The organism is Lelliottia sp. AC1, assembly GCF_023278595.1.
In the GTDB taxonomy this organism is placed as follows: Bacteria; Pseudomonadota; Gammaproteobacteria; order Enterobacterales; family Enterobacteriaceae; genus Enterobacter; species Enterobacter nimipressuralis.
The window spans coordinates 1,152,002-1,174,950 of the sequence record NZ_CP025699.1 but is presented as its reverse complement, the minus strand read 5'-3'; the positions used below and the strand labels follow the sequence as shown (position 1 = coordinate 1,174,950).

At 56.6% G+C, this 22,949-nt stretch carries 24 protein-coding genes; 14 read left to right on the top strand and 10 right to left on the bottom strand.

All coding sequences use genetic code 11. The annotated features are described in order from the left end of the window. Nucleotides 1-265 precede the first annotated feature (265 nt). The 4 genes from folD (at nt 266) to malI (ending at nt 4,243) form a co-directional block, all read left to right on the top strand. Entirely contained in the window at nt 266-1,132 is an 867-nt protein-coding gene (folD, locus tag C0560_RS05485; RefSeq protein ID WP_102104250.1) for a bifunctional methylenetetrahydrofolate dehydrogenase/methenyltetrahydrofolate cyclohydrolase FolD, read from the top strand. Nucleotide 1,133: 1 nt separating this feature from the next. Then, entirely contained in the window at nt 1,134-1,346 is a 213-nt protein-coding gene (gene ybcJ / locus C0560_RS05480; RefSeq protein WP_248859779.1) for a ribosome-associated protein YbcJ, read from the top strand. 297 nt (nt 1,347-1,643) lie between these two features. Next, on the top strand, nt 1,644-3,143 hold the full coding sequence (locus C0560_RS05475) for a PTS transporter subunit EIIC (RefSeq protein WP_100777337.1): 1,500 nt from the start codon (nt 1,644-1,646) through the stop codon (nt 3,141-3,143). Between the two features lie 83 nt (nt 3,144-3,226). Further along, a complete protein-coding gene (malI, locus tag C0560_RS05470; protein ID WP_102104251.1) occupies nt 3,227-4,243 on the top strand; it encodes a Mal regulon transcriptional regulator MalI in 1,017 nt (338 codons plus the stop codon). Nucleotides 4,244-4,314: 71 nt separating this feature from the next. On the opposite strand, the gene cysS is transcribed toward malI, so the two are convergent. Continuing rightward, nucleotides 4,315-5,700 carry a cysteine--tRNA ligase gene (gene cysS / locus C0560_RS05465; RefSeq protein ID WP_102104252.1) on the bottom strand — a complete coding sequence of 462 codons (1,386 nt, stop codon included), beginning with the start codon at nt 5,698-5,700 and terminating at the stop codon, nt 4,315-4,317. Between the two features lie 173 nt (nt 5,701-5,873). Between cysS and ppiB the strand changes: the two genes are divergently transcribed. From ppiB to mnmH, 5 genes are all read left to right on the top strand, one after another. Beyond that, the gene (ppiB, locus tag C0560_RS05460) at nt 5,874-6,368 is read left to right on the top strand and encodes a peptidylprolyl isomerase B (RefSeq protein WP_107704116.1); all 495 of its coding nucleotides are present in this window, start codon (nt 5,874-5,876) and stop codon (nt 6,366-6,368) included. A 3-nt stretch (nt 6,369-6,371) separates the two neighbouring features. Then, nucleotides 6,372-7,094, top strand: a complete 723-nt coding sequence (gene lpxH / locus C0560_RS05455) for a UDP-2,3-diacylglucosamine diphosphatase (protein ID WP_123429440.1) — start codon at nt 6,372-6,374, stop codon at nt 7,092-7,094. Between the two features lie 118 nt (nt 7,095-7,212). Then, nucleotides 7,213-7,722 (top strand): 5-(carboxyamino)imidazole ribonucleotide mutase, encoded by a 510-nt coding sequence (purE, locus tag C0560_RS05450; protein ID WP_100777340.1) that lies wholly within the window; start codon nt 7,213-7,215, stop codon nt 7,720-7,722. Beyond that, the gene (purK, locus tag C0560_RS05445) at nt 7,719-8,786 is read left to right on the top strand and encodes a 5-(carboxyamino)imidazole ribonucleotide synthase (protein WP_123429344.1); all 1,068 of its coding nucleotides are present in this window, start codon (nt 7,719-7,721) and stop codon (nt 8,784-8,786) included. The genes purE and purK overlap by 4 nt, the downstream gene beginning before the upstream one ends. Nucleotides 8,787-8,884: 98 nt before the next feature. Further along, entirely contained in the window at nt 8,885-9,955 is a 1,071-nt protein-coding gene (mnmH, locus tag C0560_RS05440) for a tRNA 2-selenouridine(34) synthase MnmH (RefSeq protein WP_123429345.1), read from the top strand. A gap of 4 nt (nt 9,956-9,959) precedes the next feature. On the opposite strand, the gene C0560_RS05435 is transcribed toward mnmH, so the two are convergent. From C0560_RS05435 to ybbA, 6 genes are all read right to left on the bottom strand, one after another. Beyond that, nucleotides 9,960-10,619 (bottom strand): methionine ABC transporter permease, encoded by a 660-nt coding sequence (locus C0560_RS05435; RefSeq protein ID WP_100777343.1) that lies wholly within the window; start codon nt 10,617-10,619, stop codon nt 9,960-9,962. Then, the gene (gene sfbB / locus C0560_RS05430; protein ID WP_248859778.1) at nt 10,612-11,625 is read right to left on the bottom strand and encodes a virulence-associated ABC transporter ATP-binding protein SfbB; all 1,014 of its coding nucleotides are present in this window, start codon (nt 11,623-11,625) and stop codon (nt 10,612-10,614) included. The genes C0560_RS05435 and sfbB overlap by 8 nt, the downstream gene beginning before the upstream one ends. 58 nt (nt 11,626-11,683) lie before the next feature. Then, nucleotides 11,684-12,517 (bottom strand): MetQ/NlpA family ABC transporter substrate-binding protein, encoded by an 834-nt coding sequence (locus C0560_RS05425; RefSeq protein ID WP_123429346.1) that lies wholly within the window; start codon nt 12,515-12,517, stop codon nt 11,684-11,686. 255 nt (nt 12,518-12,772) lie between these two features. Beyond that, complete coding sequence (locus tag C0560_RS05420) at nt 12,773-13,924, bottom strand: porin (protein ID WP_181827920.1); 1,152 nt, start codon at nt 13,922-13,924, stop codon at nt 12,773-12,775. Nucleotides 13,925-14,100: 176 nt separating this feature from the next. Beyond that, the gene (gene ybbP / locus C0560_RS05415; protein WP_142503643.1) at nt 14,101-16,515 is read right to left on the bottom strand and encodes a putative ABC transporter permease subunit YbbP; all 2,415 of its coding nucleotides are present in this window, start codon (nt 16,513-16,515) and stop codon (nt 14,101-14,103) included. Continuing rightward, nucleotides 16,512-17,198, bottom strand: a complete 687-nt coding sequence (ybbA, locus tag C0560_RS05410; protein ID WP_100777348.1) for a putative ABC transporter ATP-binding protein YbbA — start codon at nt 17,196-17,198, stop codon at nt 16,512-16,514. The genes ybbP and ybbA overlap by 4 nt, the downstream gene beginning before the upstream one ends. On the opposite strand from ybbA, the gene tesA reads away from it, so the two are divergent. The 3 genes from tesA to C0560_RS05395 are packed head-to-tail and all read left to right on the top strand — an operon-like array spanning nt 17,166 to nt 19,505. Further along, on the top strand, nt 17,166-17,792 hold the full coding sequence (gene tesA / locus C0560_RS05405; RefSeq protein WP_100780759.1) for a multifunctional acyl-CoA thioesterase I/protease I/lysophospholipase L1: 627 nt from the start codon (nt 17,166-17,168) through the stop codon (nt 17,790-17,792). The two genes, ybbA and tesA, sit on opposite strands and share 33 nt — an antisense overlap. A gap of 28 nt (nt 17,793-17,820) precedes the next feature. Next, entirely contained in the window at nt 17,821-18,591 is a 771-nt protein-coding gene (locus tag C0560_RS05400) for an SDR family oxidoreductase (RefSeq protein ID WP_100777349.1), read from the top strand. 59 nt (nt 18,592-18,650) lie between these two features. Further along, nucleotides 18,651-19,505: a co-chaperone YbbN gene (locus C0560_RS05395; RefSeq protein ID WP_102104260.1), complete on the top strand. Its 855-nt coding sequence runs from the start codon at nt 18,651-18,653 to the stop codon at nt 19,503-19,505. Between the two features lie 52 nt (nt 19,506-19,557). On the opposite strand, the gene fetB is transcribed toward C0560_RS05395, so the two are convergent. After that, entirely contained in the window at nt 19,558-20,340 is a 783-nt protein-coding gene (fetB, locus tag C0560_RS05390; RefSeq protein WP_100777351.1) for an iron export ABC transporter permease subunit FetB, read from the bottom strand. Then, entirely contained in the window at nt 20,327-21,004 is a 678-nt protein-coding gene (gene fetA, locus C0560_RS05385; protein ID WP_100777352.1) for an iron ABC transporter ATP-binding protein FetA, read from the bottom strand. Before fetA ends, fetB begins: the two co-directional genes overlap by 14 nt. A gap of 149 nt (nt 21,005-21,153) precedes the next feature. On the opposite strand from fetA, the gene C0560_RS05380 reads away from it, so the two are divergent. Beyond that, a complete protein-coding gene (locus tag C0560_RS05380) occupies nt 21,154-22,068 on the top strand; it encodes an SPFH domain-containing protein (protein WP_100777353.1) in 915 nt (304 codons plus the stop codon). Continuing rightward, complete coding sequence (locus tag C0560_RS05375) at nt 22,065-22,517, top strand: NfeD family protein (RefSeq protein WP_100777354.1); 453 nt, start codon at nt 22,065-22,067, stop codon at nt 22,515-22,517. Before C0560_RS05380 ends, C0560_RS05375 begins: the two co-directional genes overlap by 4 nt. On the opposite strand, the gene cueR is transcribed toward C0560_RS05375, so the two are convergent. Further along, nucleotides 22,514-22,924, bottom strand: coding sequence for a Cu(I)-responsive transcriptional regulator (gene cueR, locus C0560_RS05370; RefSeq protein ID WP_100777355.1), 411 nt, complete (start codon nt 22,922-22,924; stop codon nt 22,514-22,516). The two genes, C0560_RS05375 and cueR, sit on opposite strands and share 4 nt — an antisense overlap. Nucleotides 22,925-22,949 lie beyond the last annotated feature (25 nt).

Genomic DNA, 22,949 nt, shown 5'->3' with positions numbered 1-22,949 from the left:
CGGGAATAAAAAACACATTCAATTGCGTAATTGAAAGTTTATTTTGGAAGCAACAAAGTAGCCCACGTACAAATATTAAAACAGGTCAAAACACTGCGATAATTCCAGGCTACATCCTAATTTCCCTTAGGAAAAGACCATTCAATGAGCAGGGTTTAGGGCCTGATTGTGGAAATCTCTCAATGGGTGACTGACAGCGGGCCTCGCTTCTGACAAAATATAGGCAATCCCCCTTTCAAACGTTACAGACGGAATCCTCTCTCTGATGGCAGCAAAGATTATTGACGGTAAAACGATTGCGCAGCAGGTGCGCTCTGAGGTCGCGGAAAAAGTGAAGGCGCGTACAGCGGCCGGAAAACGCGCTCCAGGGTTAGCCGTTGTGCTGGTTGGCAGCAACCCGGCATCGCAAATTTATGTCGGCAGTAAACGTAAAGCATGTGAAGAGGTGGGCTTCGTCTCCCGTTCCTACGATCTGCCGGAAACCACCAGCGAAGCAGAACTGCTTGAGCTGATTGACACCCTGAATGCCGACGACGCGATCGACGGTATTCTGGTGCAGTTGCCGCTGCCTGCGGGCATCGACAACGTGAAGGTGCTGGAGCGTATCGCACCGGATAAAGACGTGGACGGTTTCCATCCGTATAACGTTGGACGTCTGTGCCAGCGCGCACCGCGTCTGCGTCCGTGTACGCCGCGCGGTATTGTGACGCTGCTGGAGCGCTACAACATCGACACCTACGGTCTGAACGCCGTGGTGATTGGCGCATCCAACATCGTTGGCCGCCCGATGAGCATGGAGCTGCTGCTGGCCGGTTGCACCACCACCGTGACGCACCGCTTTACCAAAAACCTGCGTCAGCACGTCGAGAATGCCGACCTGCTGATCGTGGCGGTCGGTAAGCCGGGCTTTATTCCGGGTGAGTGGATCAAAGAAGGTGCCATCGTAGTGGACGTGGGTATTAACCGTCTGGAAAACGGCAAAGTGGTGGGTGACGTGGTATTTGAAGACGCCGCCGCGCGCGCGTCTTACATCACACCGGTACCGGGTGGCGTGGGTCCAATGACCGTAGCAACCCTGATTCAGAATACATTGCAAGCATGCGTTGAGTATCACGACGCAGAGGAAGCGTAAGATGGCGACATTTTCATTAGGTAAACACCCGCACGTTGAACTGTGCGATCTGCTGAAGCTGGAAGGCTGGAGCGAAAGCGGCGCGCAGGCGAAGATTTTCATCGCCGACGGCCTGGTTAAAGTCGATGGCGTGGTTGAAACTCGCAAGCGCTGCAAAATTGTCGCAGGGCAGACGGTCACCTTCGAAAACCAGAGCATCACCATTACCACCTGAGTCGCTCAAGGCCCGGCGGCGCTTAGCTTGCCGGGCCAATGACGCGTGATTGGTGTTTGTAGACCGGGTAAGGCATTTCTGCCGCCCGGTATTTCCCCCCCTCTCAGCTCCCTGATTTCCCCTCAACCATAACGGTTAATTCTCGATCAACTTCAAAGAATCACTATTTCGTTTGTTGAAATGTGAAAATTAAGTTGCACGAATTTCAGGCTTCTCTCACGATAAGTAGAACGTTCTACTAAAACGTTCTACTTACAATAACAGCGCCTCTCAAAGCGCTTCTCGGGGGAAATCAGCATGAGTCTGATATCAGGGTTTGTTAAATCGTTGTCTAAGTTATCGATGATTGGTCGCGCGTTGATGCTGCCAATTTCACTGCTTCCTGCTGCGGGCCTGCTGTTAGCCTTCGGCGATAAATTCCACATGCCGCTGATGATGAACGCCGGTGGGGTTATTTTTGATAACCTGCCGATGCTGTTCGCCATTGGTTCTGCCGTCGGCCTGGCGTCTGAATCCGGGATCGCAGCCTTGTCGGCGGCGGTATCGGTATTTGTCACTAACATCACCATCGGCACCGTTCTGAGCATTACGCCGGAAATGGCCTCCCAGGGCGGGAAATACGCCATGGTGGTGGGCATTCCGACACTGCAAATGGGCGTTTTCGGCGGGCTTATCTGCGGTATTCTTGCGGCCTGGTGCTATAACCGCTTCCACACCATGCAGCTGCCGGAATTCCTCGGCTTCTTCTCCGGCAAGCGTTTTGTCGCCATCGCCACTGCGTTTCTGTCATTCGTTCTCGGTTTGCTGCTGCCGTATGTCTGGCAGCACATTCAGGCGGGGATCGATGCCCTGTCGGTAATTGTGAACGGCGATAATCAGGCGGCCTCGACCTTTATCTTTGGTCTGGTTGAACGTGCGTTAATCCCGCTCGGCCTCCATCACATCTGGTATCCGTCGTTCTGGTACTCGTTCGGCGATTACACCACTCAGGCGGGTCAGGTGATCCACGGCGATCAGACAATCTGGTTCAAAATGCTGGAAGAAGGGACCAAATCCTTTAGCAGCGACACCTACCAGAACGCCGGTAAATTCATGCAGGGTGAGTTCCCGCTGATGCTGTTCGCGTTGCCTGCGGCCTGTCTGGCGATGTATCACGAAGCCCACACCAAGAATAAGAAAATCGCCTTCGGTATTCTGTTCTCGGCGGCGCTGACCTGCTTCCTGACGGGTATCACCGAGCCGGTGGAGTTCACCTTTATCTTCGTGGCCCCGATCCTGTACGTCTTTAACGCTATTATGGCGGGTCTGGCCTACATGACGATGTACCTTCTGCACGCTCACATCGCCAAATCCTTCTCTGCGGGCCTGATTGACTACATTTCGTTTGGTATCCTGCCGTCGTTCAACGGCTATCAGACTAACTTCCTCAACGCCGTGATCATCGGTATTCCGATGGCGCTGATCTACTACTTCACCTTCCGCTTCGTCATCCGCCGTTTCGACGTCAAAACGCCGGGCCGCACGGAAGTGACCGCCACCACGGATGACAAAACCGACACCGAAATCGCGACCGAAATCATCGGCCTGCTGGGTGGCGCGAAAAACATCGACTCCGTCGGCTCCTGTATCACGCGTCTGCGTCTGGAAGTGGCGAAGAGTGATGAAGTGGATAAAGACGGGCTGAACGGTCTGGGTGCGCGCGGCGTCGTCTTCGTCGGCGATAACGGTATTCAGGTGATTTTCGGTGCCAGAGCACAGTTTATCGCCCAGACCATGTCCACCATGATCGGTAAATAATAAGATGCCGGACCGGCACGTCTCCTGTACTCTGGGAGGCGTGTCTTATCTGGCTGATAATCGAGAAATTTCAGGGAGCGAGTTTGAAGAAAGTCAGCATTATTGATGTCGCAAAACACGCAGGCGTATCGGTGTCCACCGTCTCGCTGGTGTTACGTCAGAAAGGGAAAATCTCAGAGGCAACGATTGAGAAAGTCCACGCTGCCATCAATACGCTTGGCTACATTCATAACGTCGCTGCCGCCAATCTTCGCGCCAACACCTCCAATCTTATCGGCCTGATCCTGCGTGATTTCAGCGACAGTTTCTCCATCAAAGTGATGGCGAGCATCGTGCAGGAGCTGGAAAAGCAAGGCTATATGGTTTTCCTCGGGCAGCCGCTTAACGATCACGAGCATCTTGAGCGCTGCCTGCTTTCGTTTAAACAGCAGGGCGTCGCCGGGGTGATCTATCTGGCGTCCGATACACGAACCTCCACGCTTCCGGCGCAAATCCGCGAATGCCCGTTACCGCTGGTCGTGGTCTCCCAGTCCTTGCTGAATGAAACCTGCAATCTGGTGATGCGCGATAATCGCCAGGCGGCGAATCTCGCCACCCGTTATCTGATTGAGCGCGGGCATCGTAATATCGCCTATATCGGCGGGCGGGAAGGCTGTCTGATCCGCGAGCAGCGCCTGCTCGGTTTTCGCAGCGCGATGACGCAATACGGCCTGGTGAACCGCGAAGAGTCCGCCCCGGTCTGTAGCGACGATACCCAGGCGGCGGGGTTTATCACCCGTCAGCTGCTGGAAAAAAACAACACCATCACCGCCCTGCTCTGCCATTCGCCGGATGCGATGATCGGTTCGATTTCCGGGATTCATCAGGTCGGGCGTACCGTCGGTAAAGATGTGTTTCTGACGCAGCAGGTCGCGCTGGTCGGGTTTGAAGATATGCTGCATGTGAATCTGACCTCGCCGTCCTTCACCTATGTGTCGTCGGCGAGTGAAGAGACGGGCCGTCAGGCGGCCGGTTTAATGATTCGCAAGCTGAAAGAGCCGGATCTGCAAACGCAGCGGATTACCCTTTCCGGGCAGTTGATCGCGCGGGAGTCGGCCTAGAAATAGCAAAACGCCCGAACATGTCGGGCGCTTTATTGACTGTTTTACGGAATTGACCGGGTAACAGTGACCTACTTACGACGCCAGGTGGTGCCCTGCGGGCCATCTTCCAGGATGATCCCCATTTCGGTCAGGCGATTACGCGCCGCATCCGCCGCCGCCCAGTCTTTCGCCTGACGCGCTTCCAGACGCGCTTTGATCAACGCCTCAATTTCCGCCACTTCGCCATCGTCCGCCTGCGCGCTGCTTTGCAGGAACACTTCCGGCTCTTGCTCCAGCAGGCCGAGCACCGCAGAGAGTTTGCGCAGATGAGCGGCCAGCGCGTTCGCGGCAGCCATATCTTCTGTTTTCAGGCGGTTCACTTCACGCGCCATATCAAACAGCACCGAGTAGGCTTCCGGGGTGTTGAAATCGTCGTTCATCACCTCGATAAAGCGTGCTTCGAACGCATCGCCCCCTGCCGGTGCGACAGATTTGTCGGTGCCGCGCAGCGCGGTGTACAGACGCTCCAGCGCAGAACGCGCCTGTTTCAGGTTCTCTTCGCTGTAGTTCAGCTGGCTGCGATAGTGGCCGGACATCAGGAAGTAGCGAACGGTTTCCGCGTCGTAATATTTCAGCACGTCGCGCACGGTAAAGAAGTTGCCCAGTGATTTGGACATCTTTTCGCGATCGACCATCACCATGCCGGAGTGCATCCAGTAGTTCACGTACTCGCCGCCGTGAGCACAGGTGGACTGAGCGATTTCGTTTTCATGGTGCGGGAACATCAGATCCGACCCGCCGCCGTGAATATCAAAATGCTTGCCGAGCTGCTTGCAGTTCATCGCCGAGCACTCAATGTGCCAGCCCGGACGCCCTTCGCCCCACGGGGATGGCCAGCTTGGTTCACCGGCTTTGGACATTTTCCACAGCACGAAGTCCATCGGGTTGCGCTTCACGTCAACGACGTCAACGCGCGCACCGGCCTGCAGCTGGTCCAGATCCTGGCGAGAGAGCTGGCCGTAGTTCGGATCGGTCGGTACCGAGAACATCACATCGCCGTTGTCGGCAACATAGGCGTGACCGCGGGCAATCAGCTTTTCGGTGATATCGATAATTTCATGAATGTGGTGGGTGGCACGCGGCTCGCTGTCCGGACGCAGAATATTGAGTGCATCAAAATCTTTGTGCATCTCGGCGATCATGCGATCCACCAGCGCGACAAAACTCTCACCGTTTTCATTAGCGCGTTTAATGATTTTGTCATCAATGTCGGTGATGTTACGCACGTACTTGAGCGTATAGCCCAGGAAACGCAGGTAGCGAGAGACCACGTCGAACGAGACAAAAGTACGCCCATGACCGATATGACAGAGATCGTAAACAGTGATACCACACACGTACATGCCGACTTCCCCGGCATGGATAGGTTTAAATTCCTCTTTTTGGCGCGTCAGAGTATTAAAGATTTTTAACATCGAAGATTCCGTGTAGACGTGTGTGGATAATAAAGTCTGTATAATACCCATAATTCAGACCGGAATCAGCACACAATGCAAGATGATCCCGTCTTACGGTTATGCTATAACAGCCCTCTTATCTGTGACCTTACAGAGGTCGACGTACCACAATACCGGAACAGGATGCAAAAATGGTTACTTTCCACACTAATCATGGCGATATCGTCATCAAAACTTTTGACGATAAAGCGCCTGAAACAGTTAAAAACTTCCTGGACTACTGCCGCGAAGGTTTCTACAACAACACTATTTTCCACCGCGTAATCAATGGCTTTATGATTCAGGGCGGCGGTTTTGAACCTGGCATGAACCAGAAAGAAACCAAAGAAGCGATCAAAAACGAAGCGAACAACGGTCTGAAAAACACCCGTGGTACGCTGGCAATGGCGCGTACCCAGGCTCCACACTCTGCGACTGCTCAGTTCTTCATTAACGTGGCTGACAACGACTTCCTGAACTTCTCCGGCGAAAGCATGCAGGGCTGGGGCTACTGCGTATTCGCAGAAGTGGTTGAAGGCATGGACGTGGTTGAGAAAATCAAAGGCGTGGCAACTGGCCGCAGCGGTATGCACCAGGACGTTCCTAAAGAAGACGTTATCATTACCAGCGTGACCGTCAGCGAGTAATTGGTGGCGACACTCTTTATTGCAGACCTCCATCTGCAAACAGAAGAACCGGCGATCACCGCCGGTTTTCTGCGTTTTTTACAAGGCGAAGCCCGCTCTGCCGATGCGCTCTACATTCTGGGCGACCTCTTTGAAGCCTGGATTGGCGACGACGACCCCAACCCTCTGCACCGTGAAATCGCTGCCGCCATCAAAGCGCTGGTTGATTCCGGGGTTCCCTGCTTCTTCATCCACGGCAATCGCGATTTTCTGATTGGCAAACGCTTTGCCCGTGAAAGCGGCATGATGCTGCTGCCGGAAGAACAGGTGCTCGATCTCTACGGTCGCCAGGTGCTGATCATGCACGGCGACACGCTCTGCACCGACGATACCGGCTATCTGGCGTTTCGCGCCAAAGTCCATACGCCATGGATTCAGACCCTGTTTCTCGCTCTGCCGCTGTTTATCCGCAACCGCATTGCCGCCAAAATGCGCGCAGGCAGTAAAGCCGCCAACAGCAGCAAATCCCTGTCCATCATGGATGTGAATCCGCAGGCGGTTATCGAGGTGATGGAAAAACATCGCGTGCAATGGCTTATTCACGGCCATACCCATCGCCCGGACGTCCACACGCTGAGCGCTAACGGCGAGCCCGCGCACCGCGTCGTGTTAGGCGCGTGGCATACGGAAGGCTCAATGGTAAAAGTCACGCCAAACGGTATAGAACTGATCCCTTTCCCGTTTTAATCCCCCTCTCTTTGTTGCCGAAAACATCGCTACGCAATCGTTTTCCTGCTCGTGATTTAATGCTATTCTCTGTGCCCTCAAAGCAGTGTGTTCCGCACCCACAGGAGTTTTAAGACGCATGTCTTCCCGCAATAATCCGGCGCGTGTCGCCATCGTGATGGGGTCCAAAAGCGACTGGGCTACCATGCAGTTTGCCGCCGAAATCTTCGAAATCCTGAACGTTCCACATCATATTGAAGTGGTCTCCGCGCACCGTACTCCCGATAAACTGTTCAGCTTCGCCGAAGGCGCAGAAGAGAACGGCTATCAGGTGATCATTGCCGGTGCGGGCGGTGCTGCACATCTGCCAGGCATGATTGCCGCCAAAACGCTGGTGCCGGTGCTGGGCGTGCCGGTGCAAAGTGCTGCCCTGAGCGGCGTCGACAGCCTCTATTCCATCGTACAGATGCCGCGCGGAATCCCGGTCGGTACGCTGGCGATTGGCAAAGCGGGTGCCGCGAACGCTGCGCTGCTGGCGGCACAAATTCTGGCAACACACGATAAAGAGCTGCATCAGCGTCTGGCAGAGTGGCGTAAAGCCCAGACCGACGAGGTGCTGGAGAATCCGGATCCGCGAGGTGAGGCATGAAACAGGTCTGCGTCCTCGGGAACGGTCAGCTGGGCCGAATGCTGCGTCAGGCGGGTGAGCCGCTGGGCATCAGCGTCTGGCCCGTCGGGCTGGACGCTGAGCCAGAAGCCGTGCCGTTTCAGCAAAGCGTCATCACCGCTGAAATCGAGCGTTGGCCGGAAACTGCGTTAACCCGCGAGCTGGCGCGTCATAACGCCTTCGTGAACCGCGATGTGTTCCCGATTATTGCTGACCGACTGACGCAAAAACAGCTGTTCGACAAGCTGGGCCTGGCGACGGCCCCGTGGCAATTGCTGGCGGATAAAAGCGAATGGCCGGCGGTCTTCGAGACCCTCGGCGAGCTGACGATCGTGAAGCGTCGCACCGGCGGCTACGACGGGCGCGGCCAGTGGCGTTTGCGTGCAAACGAAACCGCCGAGCTGCCGGACGAGTGCTACGGCGAATGTATCGTCGAGCAGGGGATCAATTTTAGCGGCGAAGTGTCGCTGGTTGGCGCGCGCGCCCATGACGGCAGCACGGTGTTTTATCCCCTGACCCATAACCTGCATCAGGACGGCATTCTGCGCACCAGCGTGGTGTTCCCGCAGGCGAACGCCACTCAGCAGGCGCAGGCCGAAGATATGCTCTCAGCCATCATGCATGAGCTGGGCTATGTCGGCGTCATGGCGATGGAGTGCTTTATCACGCCAGCCGGTCTGCTGATCAACGAACTCGCCCCGCGCGTGCATAACAGTGGCCACTGGACACAAAACGGCGCCTCTATCAGCCAGTTTGAGCTGCACCTGCGCGCCATCACCGATCTGCCGCTGCCGCAGCCGGTGGTGAACAGCCCGTCGGTGATGATCAATCTCATCGGTACCGATCTGAATTATGACTGGCTGAAACTGCCGCTGGTCCATCTGCACTGGTACGACAAAGAGGTGCGCGAAGGCCGAAAAGTCGGGCATCTCAATCTGAACGATGACGACGCTGGCCGCCTGAGCGCCACCCTCGAAGCGATGGTTCCGCTGCTGCCACCTGAGTACGCAAGCGGCATCGCCTGGGCGCAAAGCAAACTCAAATAAGGTCTAAATGCCGGGGAGTTGATCTTTTCCTTCCCCGGCATCTTTCAACGCGCGTAAAATCCCCGCCTATTGCTGTTTTGTTTCCTTCAGGACTTCTCATGAACGATGGAACGGACTATCGCGCGATCCTTGCCGCCGATATCCCTTTAATCGACGTTCGCGCGCCGATCGAATTCACCCAGGGCGCCATGCCTGCTGCGCTCAATCTGCCGCTGATGACCGACGACGAACGCGCCGCCGTGGGCACGTGCTATAAACGCCAGGGGCCAGAAGCTGCGCTGGCGTTGGGCCATAGTCTGGTCAGCGGCAACACGCGGGAAGAGCGGATTAACGCCTGGCGCGACGCCTGCCTGGCAAACCCTGGCGGTTATCTCTGCTGCGCGCGTGGCGGACAGCGCTCGCACATTGCCCAGGCGTGGCTAAACGCGGTGGGCATTGATTACCCGCTGATTGTGGGCGGCTACAAAGCCCTGCGTCAGACCGCGATCCAAGCCACCGCCGAACAGGTGCAAAAGCCGATGGTGCTGATTGGCGGCTGTACCGGCAGCGGCAAAACGCTGCTGGTTAAACAGCACGCGTCGGGCATCGACCTGGAGGGGCTGGCGCGTCATCGCGGCTCATCCTTTGGCCGCACGCTTAACGCTCAGCTGTCGCAGGCCAGTTTTGAAAATCAGCTGGCCGTTGCGCTGCTGAAAAAGGACGCCGCACGCTGGGTGCTGGAAGACGAAGGCCGAATGATTGGCTCCAACCATCTGCCGGAGTGTCTGCGCGAGCGCATGGCGGAATCGCCTATCGTGGTGGTGGACGATCCTTTTGATATTCGTCTTGAACGCCTGCGCGAGGAGTATTTCGCGCACATGTGGCAGGATTTTTCAGCCGCATTCGGCGAAGAAAAAGGCTGGCAGGAGTACACCGACTATCTGCACCACGGCCTGTTTGCCATCCGCCGCCGTCTGGGGTTACAGCGGTTTGCAGAGTTCAGCGCCTTACTTGATTCCGCGCTCATCGAGCAGCAGCGCACCGGACGTACCGAGGCGCACTATTCCTGGCTTGCGCCACTGCTCAATGACTATTACGACCCGATGTACCGCTTTCAGCTGGCGAAAAAAGCCGATAAAATTGTCTTTCGGGGCGAATTTAACGCGGTGGCCGCCTGGCTGGCGGCCTGATTCTCTAACGGCGATCGCGCTTATCGGCGCGCTTCGCCAGCCAGTCGCCCAGCACCTGAACAATCTGCACCAGCACGATCAGCGCGATCACGGTGACAACCATCACCTGGGTTTCGTAACGGTAATAGCCGTAGCGGATCGCCAGATCCCCTACCCCACCGCCGCCGACAATTCCCGCCATCGCCGAGTAACCGATCAGGCTCACCAGCGTAATGGTCAGGCCACGCAGCAGCCCGGCGCTCGCTTCCGGCAGTAAAACGGTGCAGATAATCCGCATCGGGCTGGCACCAAAGGCTTCTGCCGCTTCGATGATCCCTTTGTCGACTTCTCGCAGCGCGCTGTCCACCAGACGAGCGTAAAACGCAATCGCCGCCACGGAGAGCGGAACCGACGCCGCAATCGGACCGATGGTGTTGCCGAGCAGCAGCTGCGTCAACGGCAGCAGCAGAACCAGCAGGATCACGAACGGCACCGAACGGATAATGTTCACCAGCACGGAGCTCACCAGATAGACAGCGCGGTTTTGCCAGAACAGGTGGCGGTCGGTGACGAAAATCAAAAAGCCGAGCGGCAGGCCGCCAATTATCGCCAGCACCGTTGAGATGCTCAGCATCTGGAAGGTTTCGTTAAACGCAAGGCCCAGATCGGCCACTAAATCATCCACGGATCACCTCCACCTGGGCTGTACGATGACGAATATGTTCCACGGCAGACGCCACCACGGACGGGTCATCCGCCGTCAGCTGCACCACCAGAATCCCCAGCGCGCGTTCACCGATGTACTCGATTTTGCCGTGCAGAATATTCACCGCCACGCCAAATTTGATCGCCACATCCGAGAGCACGGGCTGCTCGGCGGAATCCCCGATAAACAGAATTTTCAGCAGTTGCCCCGGCAGGTGTTGCTGCAACCGCTCCGGCAGGGTCAGGTTCAGAGTATGGGAGACCAGCTGCTGCGTGAACGGATGCTGCGGATGGGCAAAGACGTCAAACACCTCGCCCAGCTCCACCACTTCGCCGCCGGACATCACCGCCACGCGATCGCAGATAGATTTGATCACGTTCATCTCATGGGTGATCAGCACGATCGTGATCCCCATTTGCTGGTTGATCTGCTTCAGCAGCGCCAGAATGGTGGCCGAGGTTTCCAGATCCAGCGCGGATGTCGGTTCGTCGCAGAGCAGGACGTCAGGATGGTTGGCAATCGCACGGGCGATCCCCACGCGCTGTTTCTGCCCGCCGCTCAGCTGCACCGGGTAGCGATTCGCTTTGTCCGTCAGCCCGACCAGGGCGAGGATCTCCGCCACACGCGGGGCAATATTACTGCGCGCCCATCCGGCGGCTTTGAGGCTAAACGCCACGTTCTGCGCCACCGTGCGGGTATGCATTAAATTGAAATGCTGGAAAATCATACCGATGCGCTGGCGCGCTTTACGCAGATTCACGCCTTCGAGGGCAGAAATCTCCACGCCGTTAACATTCACGCGCCCCGCGCTCGGGCGCTGGAGCGCGTTAAGGGTGCGCAGCAGCGTGCTTTTCCCGGCGCCGCTGGTGCCGACAATGCCAAAAATCTCGCCCGTCGCAATCGTCAGGCTGACGTCGGAAACCGCACGGGTGGAAGGTCCACGTCCTGTCTGGAAGTCGACGCATACCTTGTCTAACTCAATCATGACTACCTCAGAAATGCGAAAAGGGCAGACTCGGCTGCCCTGTCGATCGGTTATGCGATTACGGTTTTGCGGCCGTCATCCAGTCCGGTTTCTGGAAAGCGGTGTACACGTTTTTCGGATCGTCGATCACCGCGCGATAGGCCGGGGACTGCACCACCGCCACGATATCTTTCGCGAAGGGTTTATCCGCATCTTCCGTGCGTACGGCGATGATATTTTTCAGGTTTTCATCGAGATGCTCCTGCGCCAGAGCGCTGGAGAGATCCAGCCCGGCGGCAATCGCAAAGTTGCCGTTCACCAGCGAGGCCGTGACGCTATCAAGCGTGCGCGGCAGCTGCGCGGCTTCCAGCGGTTTGAAGACCAGCCCTTTCGGGTTGCTGGCAATATCGCGCTCAGAGGCTTTGGTTGGATCGATGTTGTCTTTGATGGTGATTAATTTCAGGGACTGCAGGAAACGCAGGCCGCGCGCGAGGTTGGTCGGGTCGTTTGACAGGGTCACAATATCGCCCTTTTTAAGCTGATCCAGGCTCTTGATTTGGCGCGAGTAAAAGCCCATTCCCGCAGTCGGCACGGTGAGTAATTTGGTCAGTTTCAGCCCTTTATCCGCCGTGAACTTATTAAAATAGAGCGAGTGCTGGAACAGGTTAGCGTCGATGCTGCCGTTTGAGAGCGCCATGTTTGGCTGCACGTAATCACTGAATTCGCGCACCACGACTTTGTAGCCCTTCTCTTTCAACGAGGGGGCAATGGCCTGTTTCACCATATCGCCGTAAGGGCCTGGGGCAACGCCAAACACAATGGTGTGCGGATCGCTGTTAGCGTGGGCGGTCTGCAAACCGCAGAGCAGCAAAAGCGCACCGGCAGCGGCGCGAAGCGTGTGACGAATTCCCATGAGATCTCCATTTCAAAGCGGTGTGACGTTGTGATGCCCCGTACGATGCGGGGCAGAGTCTGTTTAACATGACACAGATCACAAGCGGCTGTCCTTGAAATTATTTCATGATGTTGCGGAATATGTCGTTGAATGTGCAGGAGATTGGGATATGCGTTTTATGGGAAAGGATAGTCAGTGCGTGTATATAACCGGGGAGATCGGCACAGTTCGTGGCCCCGGTAGCAATGTGCCACCGGGGCCACGCGTTCAGACTTAGAAGTCGTAACGCAGACGTACTAGGTTCATATCACCCAGGTCGTCGGTGCTGGAGGTAAAGACGTGCTCGTAATCAACACGGAAACCGTAATCCAGCTGGAAGCTCACACCCACGCCATTATCGGTGCGCTGGTAGTTGCGGCCATTCACATACTCAATACGATCGCCCATCACGTACGGCTGAACGGATTTCAGCGCATACTGACCAACCGGGATTTTGTAGCCCGCGAAGTATTCAATACCCCACGCATCACCGGCAAAGTAGTCGTTCACGGACACTTTTTTGGTGGTCATGAAGTTCTGATACCAGCCGCCGCCTGCGGAGAAGGTCCAGTTGTCCGGGGTCCAGCTCAATGCCGTACCGAGGATATTCTGGTCGTAAGATTTGCTGTCGCCGTTATCCGGGTTACGCATATCCGCACGGGTGTAGTTCCACGCCGCGCCCCAGGTCAGGTCGGTAGTCAGGTGATAATCCAGACCCAGTGAACCGCCGCCTTTACGTTTGTAACGCAGGCCGTTACCTGGCAGGTATTCACCGTCTTCAAACAGGTAGGAGGCGTAGATATCGGCATCGCCCACGGTTTTCTTATATTTCAGCATTTTGCGTGAACGATAAGAGCCGTCGTAGTCGCCGTTAATGCCGTTACCCGGAGCCTGACCGATCATGTCATAGTCCCAAATATCGGTTTTCGCGCCCACCACATCGTAATAGACGCTGTTCTGTTGACCGAAGGTCAGCGTACCCCAGGTATCGCTTTTCAGGCCGGTGTAGAGCATACGGCGAGAGGTGTCGTTCGCGCCTTCTGCGTAGTGATTATCCCAGTCGAACAGCGCCGGAATGTTCACACCCAGCTCGTAGTAGCTTATCCAGCTGATGTCATCGAACAGGTAGTAATCTGCGGCGAAACGGAAACGTGTACCGCCGTCGAAGCCGTTACGCTTGTAAGAACCTTTATCGCCGTCGCCCGTCATCATGTTGAACTGAGGACGAATACTGCCGCCAACGGTGAAGTTAAGACGACTCAGGGGGTTGCCCGCCTGCGGATCTTGTTTCAGTACGGTGATTTCCGCTTGTGCTGCGAAAGACGCCAATGCCACTGCCGCGCCGATCGTTGCCGCCAGCGCTGTTTTTTTTATGGTCATTATTATTCCTTGATAGACACGCTGCTAATTATTTAGCAGACAAATAATATCCGGAATTAAACGAGCCGTGGTGTTGGGTTTTTAATGTTTTGTGCTGCTAAAAGTGGGGGTATTATCGATTTGTGCTACTAAATGATTACACACCAGTATATAAACCGGTGCGTAATCATCACGTGAGGGAATTAACTGGCAAACTGACGGAACAGGGCTTTGCCTTTTAGCAGACGCGTACCCAGCCAGCCGCCGCACAAGGAGAGCAGCACTGCGCCGGAGACCGGAAGGATCAGCCACAGCCGCCAGTCCGGCTCCCACGGGAAATCGAAGACTTTGGTCTGAAGCACGGCCAGCGCGGTTTCAGCACCGATGGCCGCCACCAGTCCCGACACCAGTCCCAGCAGCGCAAACTCGCACCACAAGGTTGTGCGCAGCAGGGATTTACTCGCGCCGAGCGTGCGGTACACCACCAGCTCCTGATGGCGCTGTCGCATCCCCACCTGCACCTGCGCCAGCAGCAGCAATAGGCCGCAGGCGGTGACCAGCACCACCATGACCTCCAGCGCACGGCTTACCTGCTCCAGCACCTGGCCGACCTGTTTCAGGATCGCGCCAATATCCAGCAGGCTCACCGTCGGGAACTCGCGGTTCAGCTGCGTCAGCATGCCATTGCCGTTTTCCCAGCGGAAGCTGGTCAGCCAGCTTTGCGGCTGCCCGTCGAGCGCCCCGGACGGAAAGATAAAGAAGAAGTTCGGACGCAGGCTTTCCCAGTCCACTTTACGCAGACTGGTCACTTTGGCGCTAAAGTCCTGGGTATCGCCAGTGAAGGTCACCGTATCGCCTAAACCGACTTTCAGCCGCGCAGCCAGCCCTTCTTCCATCGACACTTCACCCGCTTTTGGCGGCCAGTTTCCGGCGGTAATCGGGTTATGATCCGGACGCTTATCCTGCCAGGTCAGATTCAGCTCACGGTTAAGCGCCTCGTCCTGATTCCCCTCCGTCGGCTTGCCGTTAATCTGCGTCAGCCGCGCGCGGACAATCGGATAGAACGACTCGGGCACAATCTGATGCTCAGACAGGAAACCCTTCAGCGGCGTGACCTGCTCCGGCGCGATGTTAATCAGGAAATAGTTCGGACTTTCCGGCGGGAGCTGCTGCTGCCAGCGGTCAAGTAGATCGCCGCGCAGCACCAGCAGCATCGCCAGCAGCATAAAGGAGAGTGAAAATGCCGACAGCTGGCTGAGGGTGGACCACGGCTGGCGCAGCAGACGATTCACCGCCAGACGCACGGGCAGGGATTTCAGTGTCAGCCCTTTCAGCACGTTCAGCAGCATCCAGCCCAGCACGCCGCACAGCAGCGCCAGCACAACGGCGCCGGCCAGCACCGCCCACAGCAACATGCTGCCGCCCATCAGCCAGGCGAGCAACATCACCACTACTGCCACCACAACCGGCAGATAGAATTTCAGCGGCCAGACGCTGGCGACCACATCCCTGCGCAGCACTCGCAACGGCTGTGTGGCCAGCAGCAAGCGATAAGGGCGAAGCCCCACCAGCAGCGAAATCACCACCATCGCCCCCATGGCCCACAGCCACGGCCACAGGCTGGCTGGCGGAAGTGCGGCAGGCAGCACCGGCTTCAGCAGGATCATCAGCACTTTTTCAAACAGCAGCCCAATCGCCCCGCCGGTAATGGCAGACAACGCCAGCACCATCAGCCACTGGCCGACGATCAGCTTACGCAGCTGCGCCCTGCCCGCGCCGAGGGTTTTCAGGATCGCCACCAGATCGTAGCGGCTGCGGCAATAGTGCCCCATCGCCACCGCCACGGCAGCAACCGCCAGCAGCAGGGTCAGCAGCGCAGAGAGCAGTAAAAACTGCTGCGAGCGTTCGAGGGATTTCCCCAGCGCGCCGTCGTCCTGCTCCATGCCAATCCAGCGATGTTCCGGTTTCAGCTGCGGTTTCAGCCACTTTTCGTAGGCGTCGATCTGCGCAGGCGTGCCGCCAAATTTGTAGCGCCAGGTGACGCGGCTGCCCGGTTGTACGGCTCCGGTTTTTGCCACATCAGCGGTATTCATCAGCAGACGTGGTGCCATCTGGAAGGGGTTAAAGCCGGAGTCCGGCTCCTGCACCACTTCCCCGGCGATTTTCAGCGTGGCGTCGCCCACGTCGATGCTGTCGCCGGTTTTCAGGTTCAGCAGCGCCATCAGCCGTGGGGCAAGTAGCACTGAGCCTGCCGTCGGTTTTAAACCCGGCGGCTCGGTGTGCAGCTCGCCGTACATGGGATAGATGTCGTCGACCGCTTTCACGCTCGCCAGCTGGGGCGTATCAGCGGCGAAGGTCATGGTCTGGAAACTCAACTGCTGACCGACCTTCAGCCCCTGTTTACGCGCCTCATCGATCCACGCCTGCGGCACATCGCGTGAGCTGCTCAGGGTGCGGTCGCCCGCCATAAACTCGCGGCTTTGCTGACTTAAGCCCTTTTCCATACGATCGCTGACGCTGCCGAGCGCCAGCACGCAGGCCACCGCCAGACTCAGCGCCAGCCAGACAATCAACAGCGAGGGCGAGCGCCATTCGCGCCAGAACCAGCGTGCAATCATGCTTCCTCCTGCAATTGCCCGTTAACCAGACGCAGACGTCTGTCGCAGCGGGCGGCAAGCTGCGGATCGTGGGTGACCAGAATCAGCGTGGTGCCGTGCTCGCGGTTGAGGGAGAAGAGTAAATCGGCAATTTTATCACCGGTCTGCCGGTCGAGATTCCCCGTCGGTTCATCGGCAAACAGCACCTCCGGGCGACCGTTGAACGCCCGCGCCAGTGCCACACGCTGCTGCTCGCCACCGGAAAGCTGCGCCGGAAGATGATCCAGACGCTTGCCTAACCCAAGCTGCTCCAGCAGCGCTTTTGCACTGCTGCGGCTCTGACTGGCGTTTTCACCGCGCAGCAGACCCGGCAGCTCAACGTTTTCCAGCGCATTGAGGGTCGGAATGAGCATGAAAGACTGAAACACAAAGCCGATATGCTTTGCTCGCAGCGCCGCACGCGCCTCTTCATCGAGCTTATGCAGCGGCTGACCGACCAGGTTGACCTCCCCGCTGCTGCCATCGTCCAGCCCGGCCAGAATCGCCAGCAGCGTGGACTTACCGGAACCAGATTCACCAATCAGCGCAATGGTTTCAGCGCGTTTGACAACGAGTTCAACTCCGGTGAGGATGGATAGCTCGTGCTCACCCTGACCGACGGACTTCTTAAGATGATGAACTGCAACAATGTTTTCCGCTGGCATTTGCCCTTCCTGTTTCTGATTCTGATGACCTTTCGCGCCGCTGCGGCGGACACGTTACTGGTGCTGGGTGACAGCCTGAGTGCGGGCTACCGGATGGCGGCCACTGCCGCCTGGCCTGCGCTGCTCAACGATAAGTGGCAGACCCAAACGCCGGTGCTGAATGCCAGCATCAGCGGCGATACGTCCCAGCAGGGGCTTGCGCGCCTGCCCGCTTTGCTCAAACAACATCAACCGCGCTGGGTGCTGGTCGAACTGGGCGGTAACGACGGTCTGCGGGGATTCCAGCCGCAACAGACAGAAGAAACCTTACGCAAAATTATTACGGATATTCAGGCCGCCAATGCGCAGCCGTTATTAATGCAAATTCGTCTGCCTGCGAACTACGGACGCCGTTATAATGAGGCCTTTAGCGCCATCTATCCCAAGCTTGCCAAAGAATTCGATATTCCGCTGCTGCCATTTTTCATGGAGGAGGTCTATCTGAAACCGCAATGGATGCAGGATGACGGTATTCACCCCAATCGCGACGCCCAGCCCTTTATTGCAGACTGGATGGCGACTCGACTGGCTCCTCTAGTTAAACATGACTCTTAATTAAGCGGAGATCCTGACAGGTAAAGTTATGCAAAAATCGGTCTTAATTACAGGATGTTCCAGCGGAATTGGCCTTGAAAGCGCGTTCGAACTGAAGCGCCAGGGATTTTGGGTAATCGCCGCATGCCGGAAACAAGAAGACGTGGAACGCATGAACAGCAAAGGTTTTCAGGGCGTGTTACTGGATCTGGACTCGCCGGAAAGCATTGAACGCGCCGCCGCAGAAGTGATCGCTCTCACGGGTAATCGTCTGTACGGCCTGTTTAACAACGCCGGTTTTGGCGTGTACGGCCCGCTGCAAACCATCTCGCGCGAGCAGCTTGAGCAGCAGTTTTCCACCAACTTTTTTGGCATCCACCAGCTGACCATGGCGCTGTTGCCTGCGATGCTGCCGCACGGAGAAGGCCGCATTGTGATGACCTCGTCGGTGATGGGCCTGATCTCCACGCCGGGCCGCGGGGCGTATGCCGCCAGCAAATATGCGCTGGAGGCCTGGTCAGATGCCTTACGCATGGAGCTGCGCCATAGCGGAATTAAGGTCAGCCTGATTGAGCCTGGCCCGATTCGCACCCGTTTCACAGAAAACGTAAATCAAACCCAGTCCGACAATCCGGTCGAAAACCCTGGCATTGCCGCACGCTTTACCCTCGGACCAGAGGCAGTTGTCACCAAAGTGCGCCATGCTTTTGAAAGCGATCGCCCGAAAATACGCTATCCGGTGACCCTCGTCACCCACGCCGTGGGCTGGCTCAAACGTCTGCTGCCGGGGCGCATGATGGATAAAATTTTACGCGGTTGAGTTGAAGCCACGCTCCTCATCCCCCATGTATTTGTCAAATTGATAAAAGAGAATGCCGTATGTCCGTACAGAATATTGTCAACATCACTGAAGCGAACCTGCACCAGACACTCGAAGTGTCGATGACCAAACCTGTGCTGTTCTATTTTTGGTCCGAGCGCAGCCAGCACTGTCTGGAGCTGACGCCGGTGCTGGAAAGCCTGGCGGCGCAGTACAACGGTCAGTTCCTGCTGGCAAAACTGGACTGCGACGCCGAGCAGATGGTGGCCTCCCAGTTTGGTCTGCGTGCCATTCCAACCGTCTATCTGTTCCAGAATGGTCAGCCCGTAGATGGCTTCCAGGGCCCGCAGCCCGAAGAGGCGGTTCGCGCCCTGCTCGATAAAGTGCTGCCGCGCGAAGAGGAGCTGAAAGCGCAGCAGGCGCTGGCATTGATTCAGGAAGGCAAACACGACGAAGCGCTGCCGCTGTTGAAAGAGGCGTGGCAGATGTCGAACCAGGACAGCCAGATTGGCCTGCTGCTGGCGCAGACGCAGATTGAACTGCACCGTTCCGAAGAGGCTGAAGCGGTGCTGAAAACCATTCCGCTGCAGGATCAGGATACCCGTTATCAGGGTCTGGTAGCGCAAATTGAGTTGCTGAAGCAGGCGGCTGACACGCCGGAAATCCAGCAGTTGCAGCAGCAGGTAGCCGAGAACCCTGACGATGCAGCGCTGGCCAGCCAACTGGCGTTACAGCTTCATCAGGTCGGGCGTAACGAAGAGGCGCTGGAGCTGCTGTTTAGCCATCTGAAAAAGGATCTGGCAGCTGCTGACGGCCAGGCGCGTAAAATGTTCCAGGAGATCCTGGCGGCACTGGGTACCGGCGATGCGCTGGCCTCAAAGTATCGTCGCCAGCTTTACGCCCTGCTCTACTAATCCAGTCTGAAAGCCGGGCAAGCGACGTGCTGCCCGGCAACACACCTGCGCGTTACTCTGCTTTTTTCAATTGCGTCACCACCAGCTGATGGCGCGAGTTGTAGAATTTTCGATAGGTTAAATAGCAGGCGATAATGGTCGACAGGCTGGCCGTCGAGAGCAGCATAAACGTCACCATAATCTGATACTTAATCGCTTTCACGGGATCGATACCGGCAAAAATCAGCCCGGACATCATCCCCGGTAAACTCACCAGCCCGACCGTTTTCGCCGAATCAACCGTTGGGATCAGCGACGATCGTATACTCTCACGGATTAATCGCGCCGACGCCGTTTTTGGCGTGGCTCCCAGGCTGAGTTTCTCCTGGATCTGCTGCTGCTCGCTGCTAAAACGCTGGCCGAGATTGTTGTAGCACAACCCCACCGCCACCATCGCGTTACCCGCAATCATCCCGGAAATCGGGATCACCTGCATCGGCGAAAATTCAATCGATCCCGACAACACCAGCACTGCCAGCGTCAACGCCGTGCCGGTGGTGATGGCGATAAACGAAGAGATAAAGGCCTTGTCGATGTATTTACTGCGTTTTTGCGCATTCCACGCGGCGTTAAAGCAGATAAACAGCACCATCAGCAGCGTCAGCACCGCGTGGTTGACGTTGAAAATATACTTCAGCACATAGCCGACGATAATCAGCTGAATGACCGCCCGGCAAATGCTCCATACAATGTCCTTTTCCAGACCGAGCTTCTCCCGGTGGCTGACCAGAATCGCCACAAGGACCAGCACCATCGAAAGCGCCAGTGATTCGTTGGTAATATTATGCTCGTTCACGGTTTTCCTCCTTCATCTTCCCGCCCTGTGGCTGAAGGGTAATCACCTCATCTGCGTGGGCAATCTCACCGGCGTCGTGCGTTACCCACAGCACCGCAATGTTGTTCTCTTTGGCGTAGCGATGAATGATCTCATTCACGTTGCGTTTGTTGTTTTCGTCGAGGGCGCTGGTCACTTCATCCAGCAACAGCACTTTGGGCAGAAACTGCAGATTACGAATCAGCGAGACGCGCTGTTTTTCACCGCCGGAAAGTTCGTTTACGGACTTTGTCAGGGTTTCCGCTGGCAGACTAAAACGCGCCAGATCGGCAATGAATTTTTCCGGTTCGGGGGCTTTATCGCGGATCTGCCAGGGGAAGATCAGATTGTCGTACACCGTCTCACCAAACAGCGAGGGCGTTTGCACGCAGTAGGAGACCTGCTGGCGATAATGCTCGGGCGTGAGTGTCGTGATGTCCTTGTCTTCAAAGAAAATTCGCCCTTCCGTCGGGCTGAGGAGTGAGGCGATAATCTTCAGCAACGTGCTTTTACCGCAGCCAGACGGGCCCGTAATGAGCCTGAATTCCCCTGGCTGCACGTTGAAGCTAATCTGCTGCAATATCGTGGTTTCGCCCACGCGAAAACCCACGTTCCTGAGTTCCAGAAGCGCATTATTATCCTTCATATTATTTCCCGTTTTTTAATTCAGCTTCGTTCCAATATTGTAACCACGTTAATGGATTGGAGGCGAACTTCCCTGCAATAGTCGATATACTTAAGTTCAACAAACGAGCAGTTTTTGCTGCTCCACGGAATGCAAAACAGGAGGTTTTCATGTTGATCGTCATCCCTATCCTTATTTTCGTCGCACTGGTGATCGTCGGGGCAGGCGTAAAGATCGTGCCCCAGGGTTATCAGTGGACGGTCGAACGTTTCGGCCGTTACACCAACACCCTCCAGCCTGGCCTGAGTCTTATCGTCCCGTTCATGGATCGTATTGGGCGTAAAATCAACATGATGGAACAGGTGCTGGATATCCCTTCCCAGGAGATCATCTCCCGAGACAACGCCAACGTCACCATCGACGCCGTCTGCTTTATTCAGGTGATCGACGCGCCAAAAGCCGCCTATGAGGTCAGCAACCTGGAACTGGCGATTATCAACCTGACCATGACCAACATCCGTACGGTACTGGGGTCGATGGAGCTGGACGAAATGCTCTCCCAGCGCGACAACATCAATACGCGCCTGCTGCATATCGTTGATGAAGCGACCAATCCGTGGGGGATTAAAGTCACCCGTATCGAAATCCGCGACGTACGCCCACCGGCAGAACTGATTTCGTCGATGAACGCCCAGATGAAAGCCGAGCGAACCAAACGTGCGTACATTCTTGAGGCCGAAGGGGTGCGTCAGGCAGAGATCCTGAAAGCCGAAGGGGAGAAACAGTCGCAAATCCTGAAAGCCGAAGGGGAACGCCAGTCGGCCTTCTTACAGGCAGAAGCCCGTGAACGTTCCGCCGAGGCAGAAGCACGCGCCACCCAGATGGTGTCCGAGGCCATCGCGGCCGGTGATATCCAGGCAATTAACTACTTCGTGGCGCAGAAATACACCGATGCGCTGCAGAAAATTGGCTCCGCCAACAACAGCAAAGTGGTGATGATGCCGCTGGAAGCCAGCAGTCTGATGGGCTCTATCGCCGGGATCGCGGAGCTTATCAAGAATAGCGGAGATGAGCGCAAAAAATGATTGAGATGATTGCAGCACACCCTCATGTTTTCTGGCTCAGCCTGGGCGGGCTGTTGCTGGCGGCTGAGATGCTGGGCGGCAACGGGTATCTGCTCTGGAGCGGCGTCGCGGCGGTCATCACCGGGCTACTGGTCTGGATCGCACCTTTTGGCTGGGAGTGGCAAGGCGCCCTCTTCGCCCTGCTGACGCTGGTCGCCGCCTGGCTCTGGTATCGATGGCTAACGCGCCAGGTGCGCGAGCAAAAACCTGCCGATGCCGCACTCAATCAGCGCGGCCAACAGCTGGTGGGTAAGCGCTATACGCTGGATACCACGTTAATTAACGGGCGCGGGCACGTACGCGTCGGTGACAGCACGTGGCCAGTGGTCGCCGATGATGACCTCGTGGCAGGGACTCGCATTGAAGTCATCGCGGTAGAAGGCATTACGCTTCGGGTGAAGGCCCGTTAAACGCTGGCCTTACGATGGCAGCAGCCGGAAAGATTATCAATAATCGGACAGTCGGCGCTGTCATCCCCCGGACAGGATTCGGCGAGTGAGAGCAGCTGTTCACGCATCGCCTGCAGCTCCAGGATATGGCGCTCGATTTCCGCGACCTTTTCCAGAGTTCTCTTTTTCACATCGGCGCTGTGCCGTTTAGGATCGTTGAAAAGATGGACCAGTTCACCGCACTCTTCAAGGTTGAACCCCACCTGCCGGGCCTGGCGTAAAAGCGTGAGTTCTTCGAGGTGCAGCTGCGTGTAACTGCGATAGCCGTTTTCGCTGCGCAGCGGCGGCGTGACCAGCCCTTTCTCTTCGTAAAAACGAATCGCTTTGCTGGTTAACCCGGTTTTTTTTGCCACATCACTGATATTCACATTTCCCCCTTGACCTTCCCCTTGA

What these genes read in the sequence shown, in the direction of transcription:
- ppiB (WP_107704116.1), top strand. Translation starts at nt 5,874, where the DNA reads ATGGTTACTTTCCACACTAATCATGGCGATATCGTCATCAAAACTTTT.
- C0560_RS05400 (WP_100777349.1), top strand. Translation starts at nt 17,821, where the DNA reads ATGCAAAAATCGGTCTTAATTACAGGATGTTCCAGCGGAATTGGCCTT.
- folD (WP_102104250.1), top strand. Translation starts at nt 266, where the DNA reads ATGGCAGCAAAGATTATTGACGGTAAAACGATTGCGCAGCAGGTGCGC.
- cysS (WP_102104252.1), bottom strand. Translation starts at nt 5,700, where the DNA reads ATGTTAAAAATCTTTAATACTCTGACGCGCCAAAAAGAGGAATTTAAA.
- C0560_RS05475 (WP_100777337.1), top strand. Translation starts at nt 1,644, where the DNA reads ATGAGTCTGATATCAGGGTTTGTTAAATCGTTGTCTAAGTTATCGATG.
- ybcJ (WP_248859779.1), top strand. Translation starts at nt 1,134, where the DNA reads ATGGCGACATTTTCATTAGGTAAACACCCGCACGTTGAACTGTGCGAT.
- ybbP (WP_142503643.1), bottom strand. Translation starts at nt 16,515, where the DNA reads ATGATTGCACGCTGGTTCTGGCGCGAATGGCGCTCGCCCTCGCTGTTG.
- mnmH (WP_123429345.1), top strand. Translation starts at nt 8,885, where the DNA reads ATGAACGATGGAACGGACTATCGCGCGATCCTTGCCGCCGATATCCCT.
- fetA (WP_100777352.1), bottom strand. Translation starts at nt 21,004, where the DNA reads ATGAAGGATAATAATGCGCTTCTGGAACTCAGGAACGTGGGTTTTCGC.
- tesA (WP_100780759.1), top strand. Translation starts at nt 17,166, where the DNA reads ATGATGAACTGCAACAATGTTTTCCGCTGGCATTTGCCCTTCCTGTTT.
- sfbB (WP_248859778.1), bottom strand. Translation starts at nt 11,625, where the DNA reads ATGATTGAGTTAGACAAGGTATGCGTCGACTTCCAGACAGGACGTGGA.
- C0560_RS05425 (WP_123429346.1), bottom strand. Translation starts at nt 12,517, where the DNA reads ATGGGAATTCGTCACACGCTTCGCGCCGCTGCCGGTGCGCTTTTGCTG.
- ybbA (WP_100777348.1), bottom strand. Translation starts at nt 17,198, where the DNA reads ATGCCAGCGGAAAACATTGTTGCAGTTCATCATCTTAAGAAGTCCGTC.
- C0560_RS05395 (WP_102104260.1), top strand. Translation starts at nt 18,651, where the DNA reads ATGTCCGTACAGAATATTGTCAACATCACTGAAGCGAACCTGCACCAG.
- C0560_RS05380 (WP_100777353.1), top strand. Translation starts at nt 21,154, where the DNA reads ATGTTGATCGTCATCCCTATCCTTATTTTCGTCGCACTGGTGATCGTC.
- purE (WP_100777340.1), top strand. Translation starts at nt 7,213, where the DNA reads ATGTCTTCCCGCAATAATCCGGCGCGTGTCGCCATCGTGATGGGGTCC.
- purK (WP_123429344.1), top strand. Translation starts at nt 7,719, where the DNA reads ATGAAACAGGTCTGCGTCCTCGGGAACGGTCAGCTGGGCCGAATGCTG.
- C0560_RS05375 (WP_100777354.1), top strand. Translation starts at nt 22,065, where the DNA reads ATGATTGAGATGATTGCAGCACACCCTCATGTTTTCTGGCTCAGCCTG.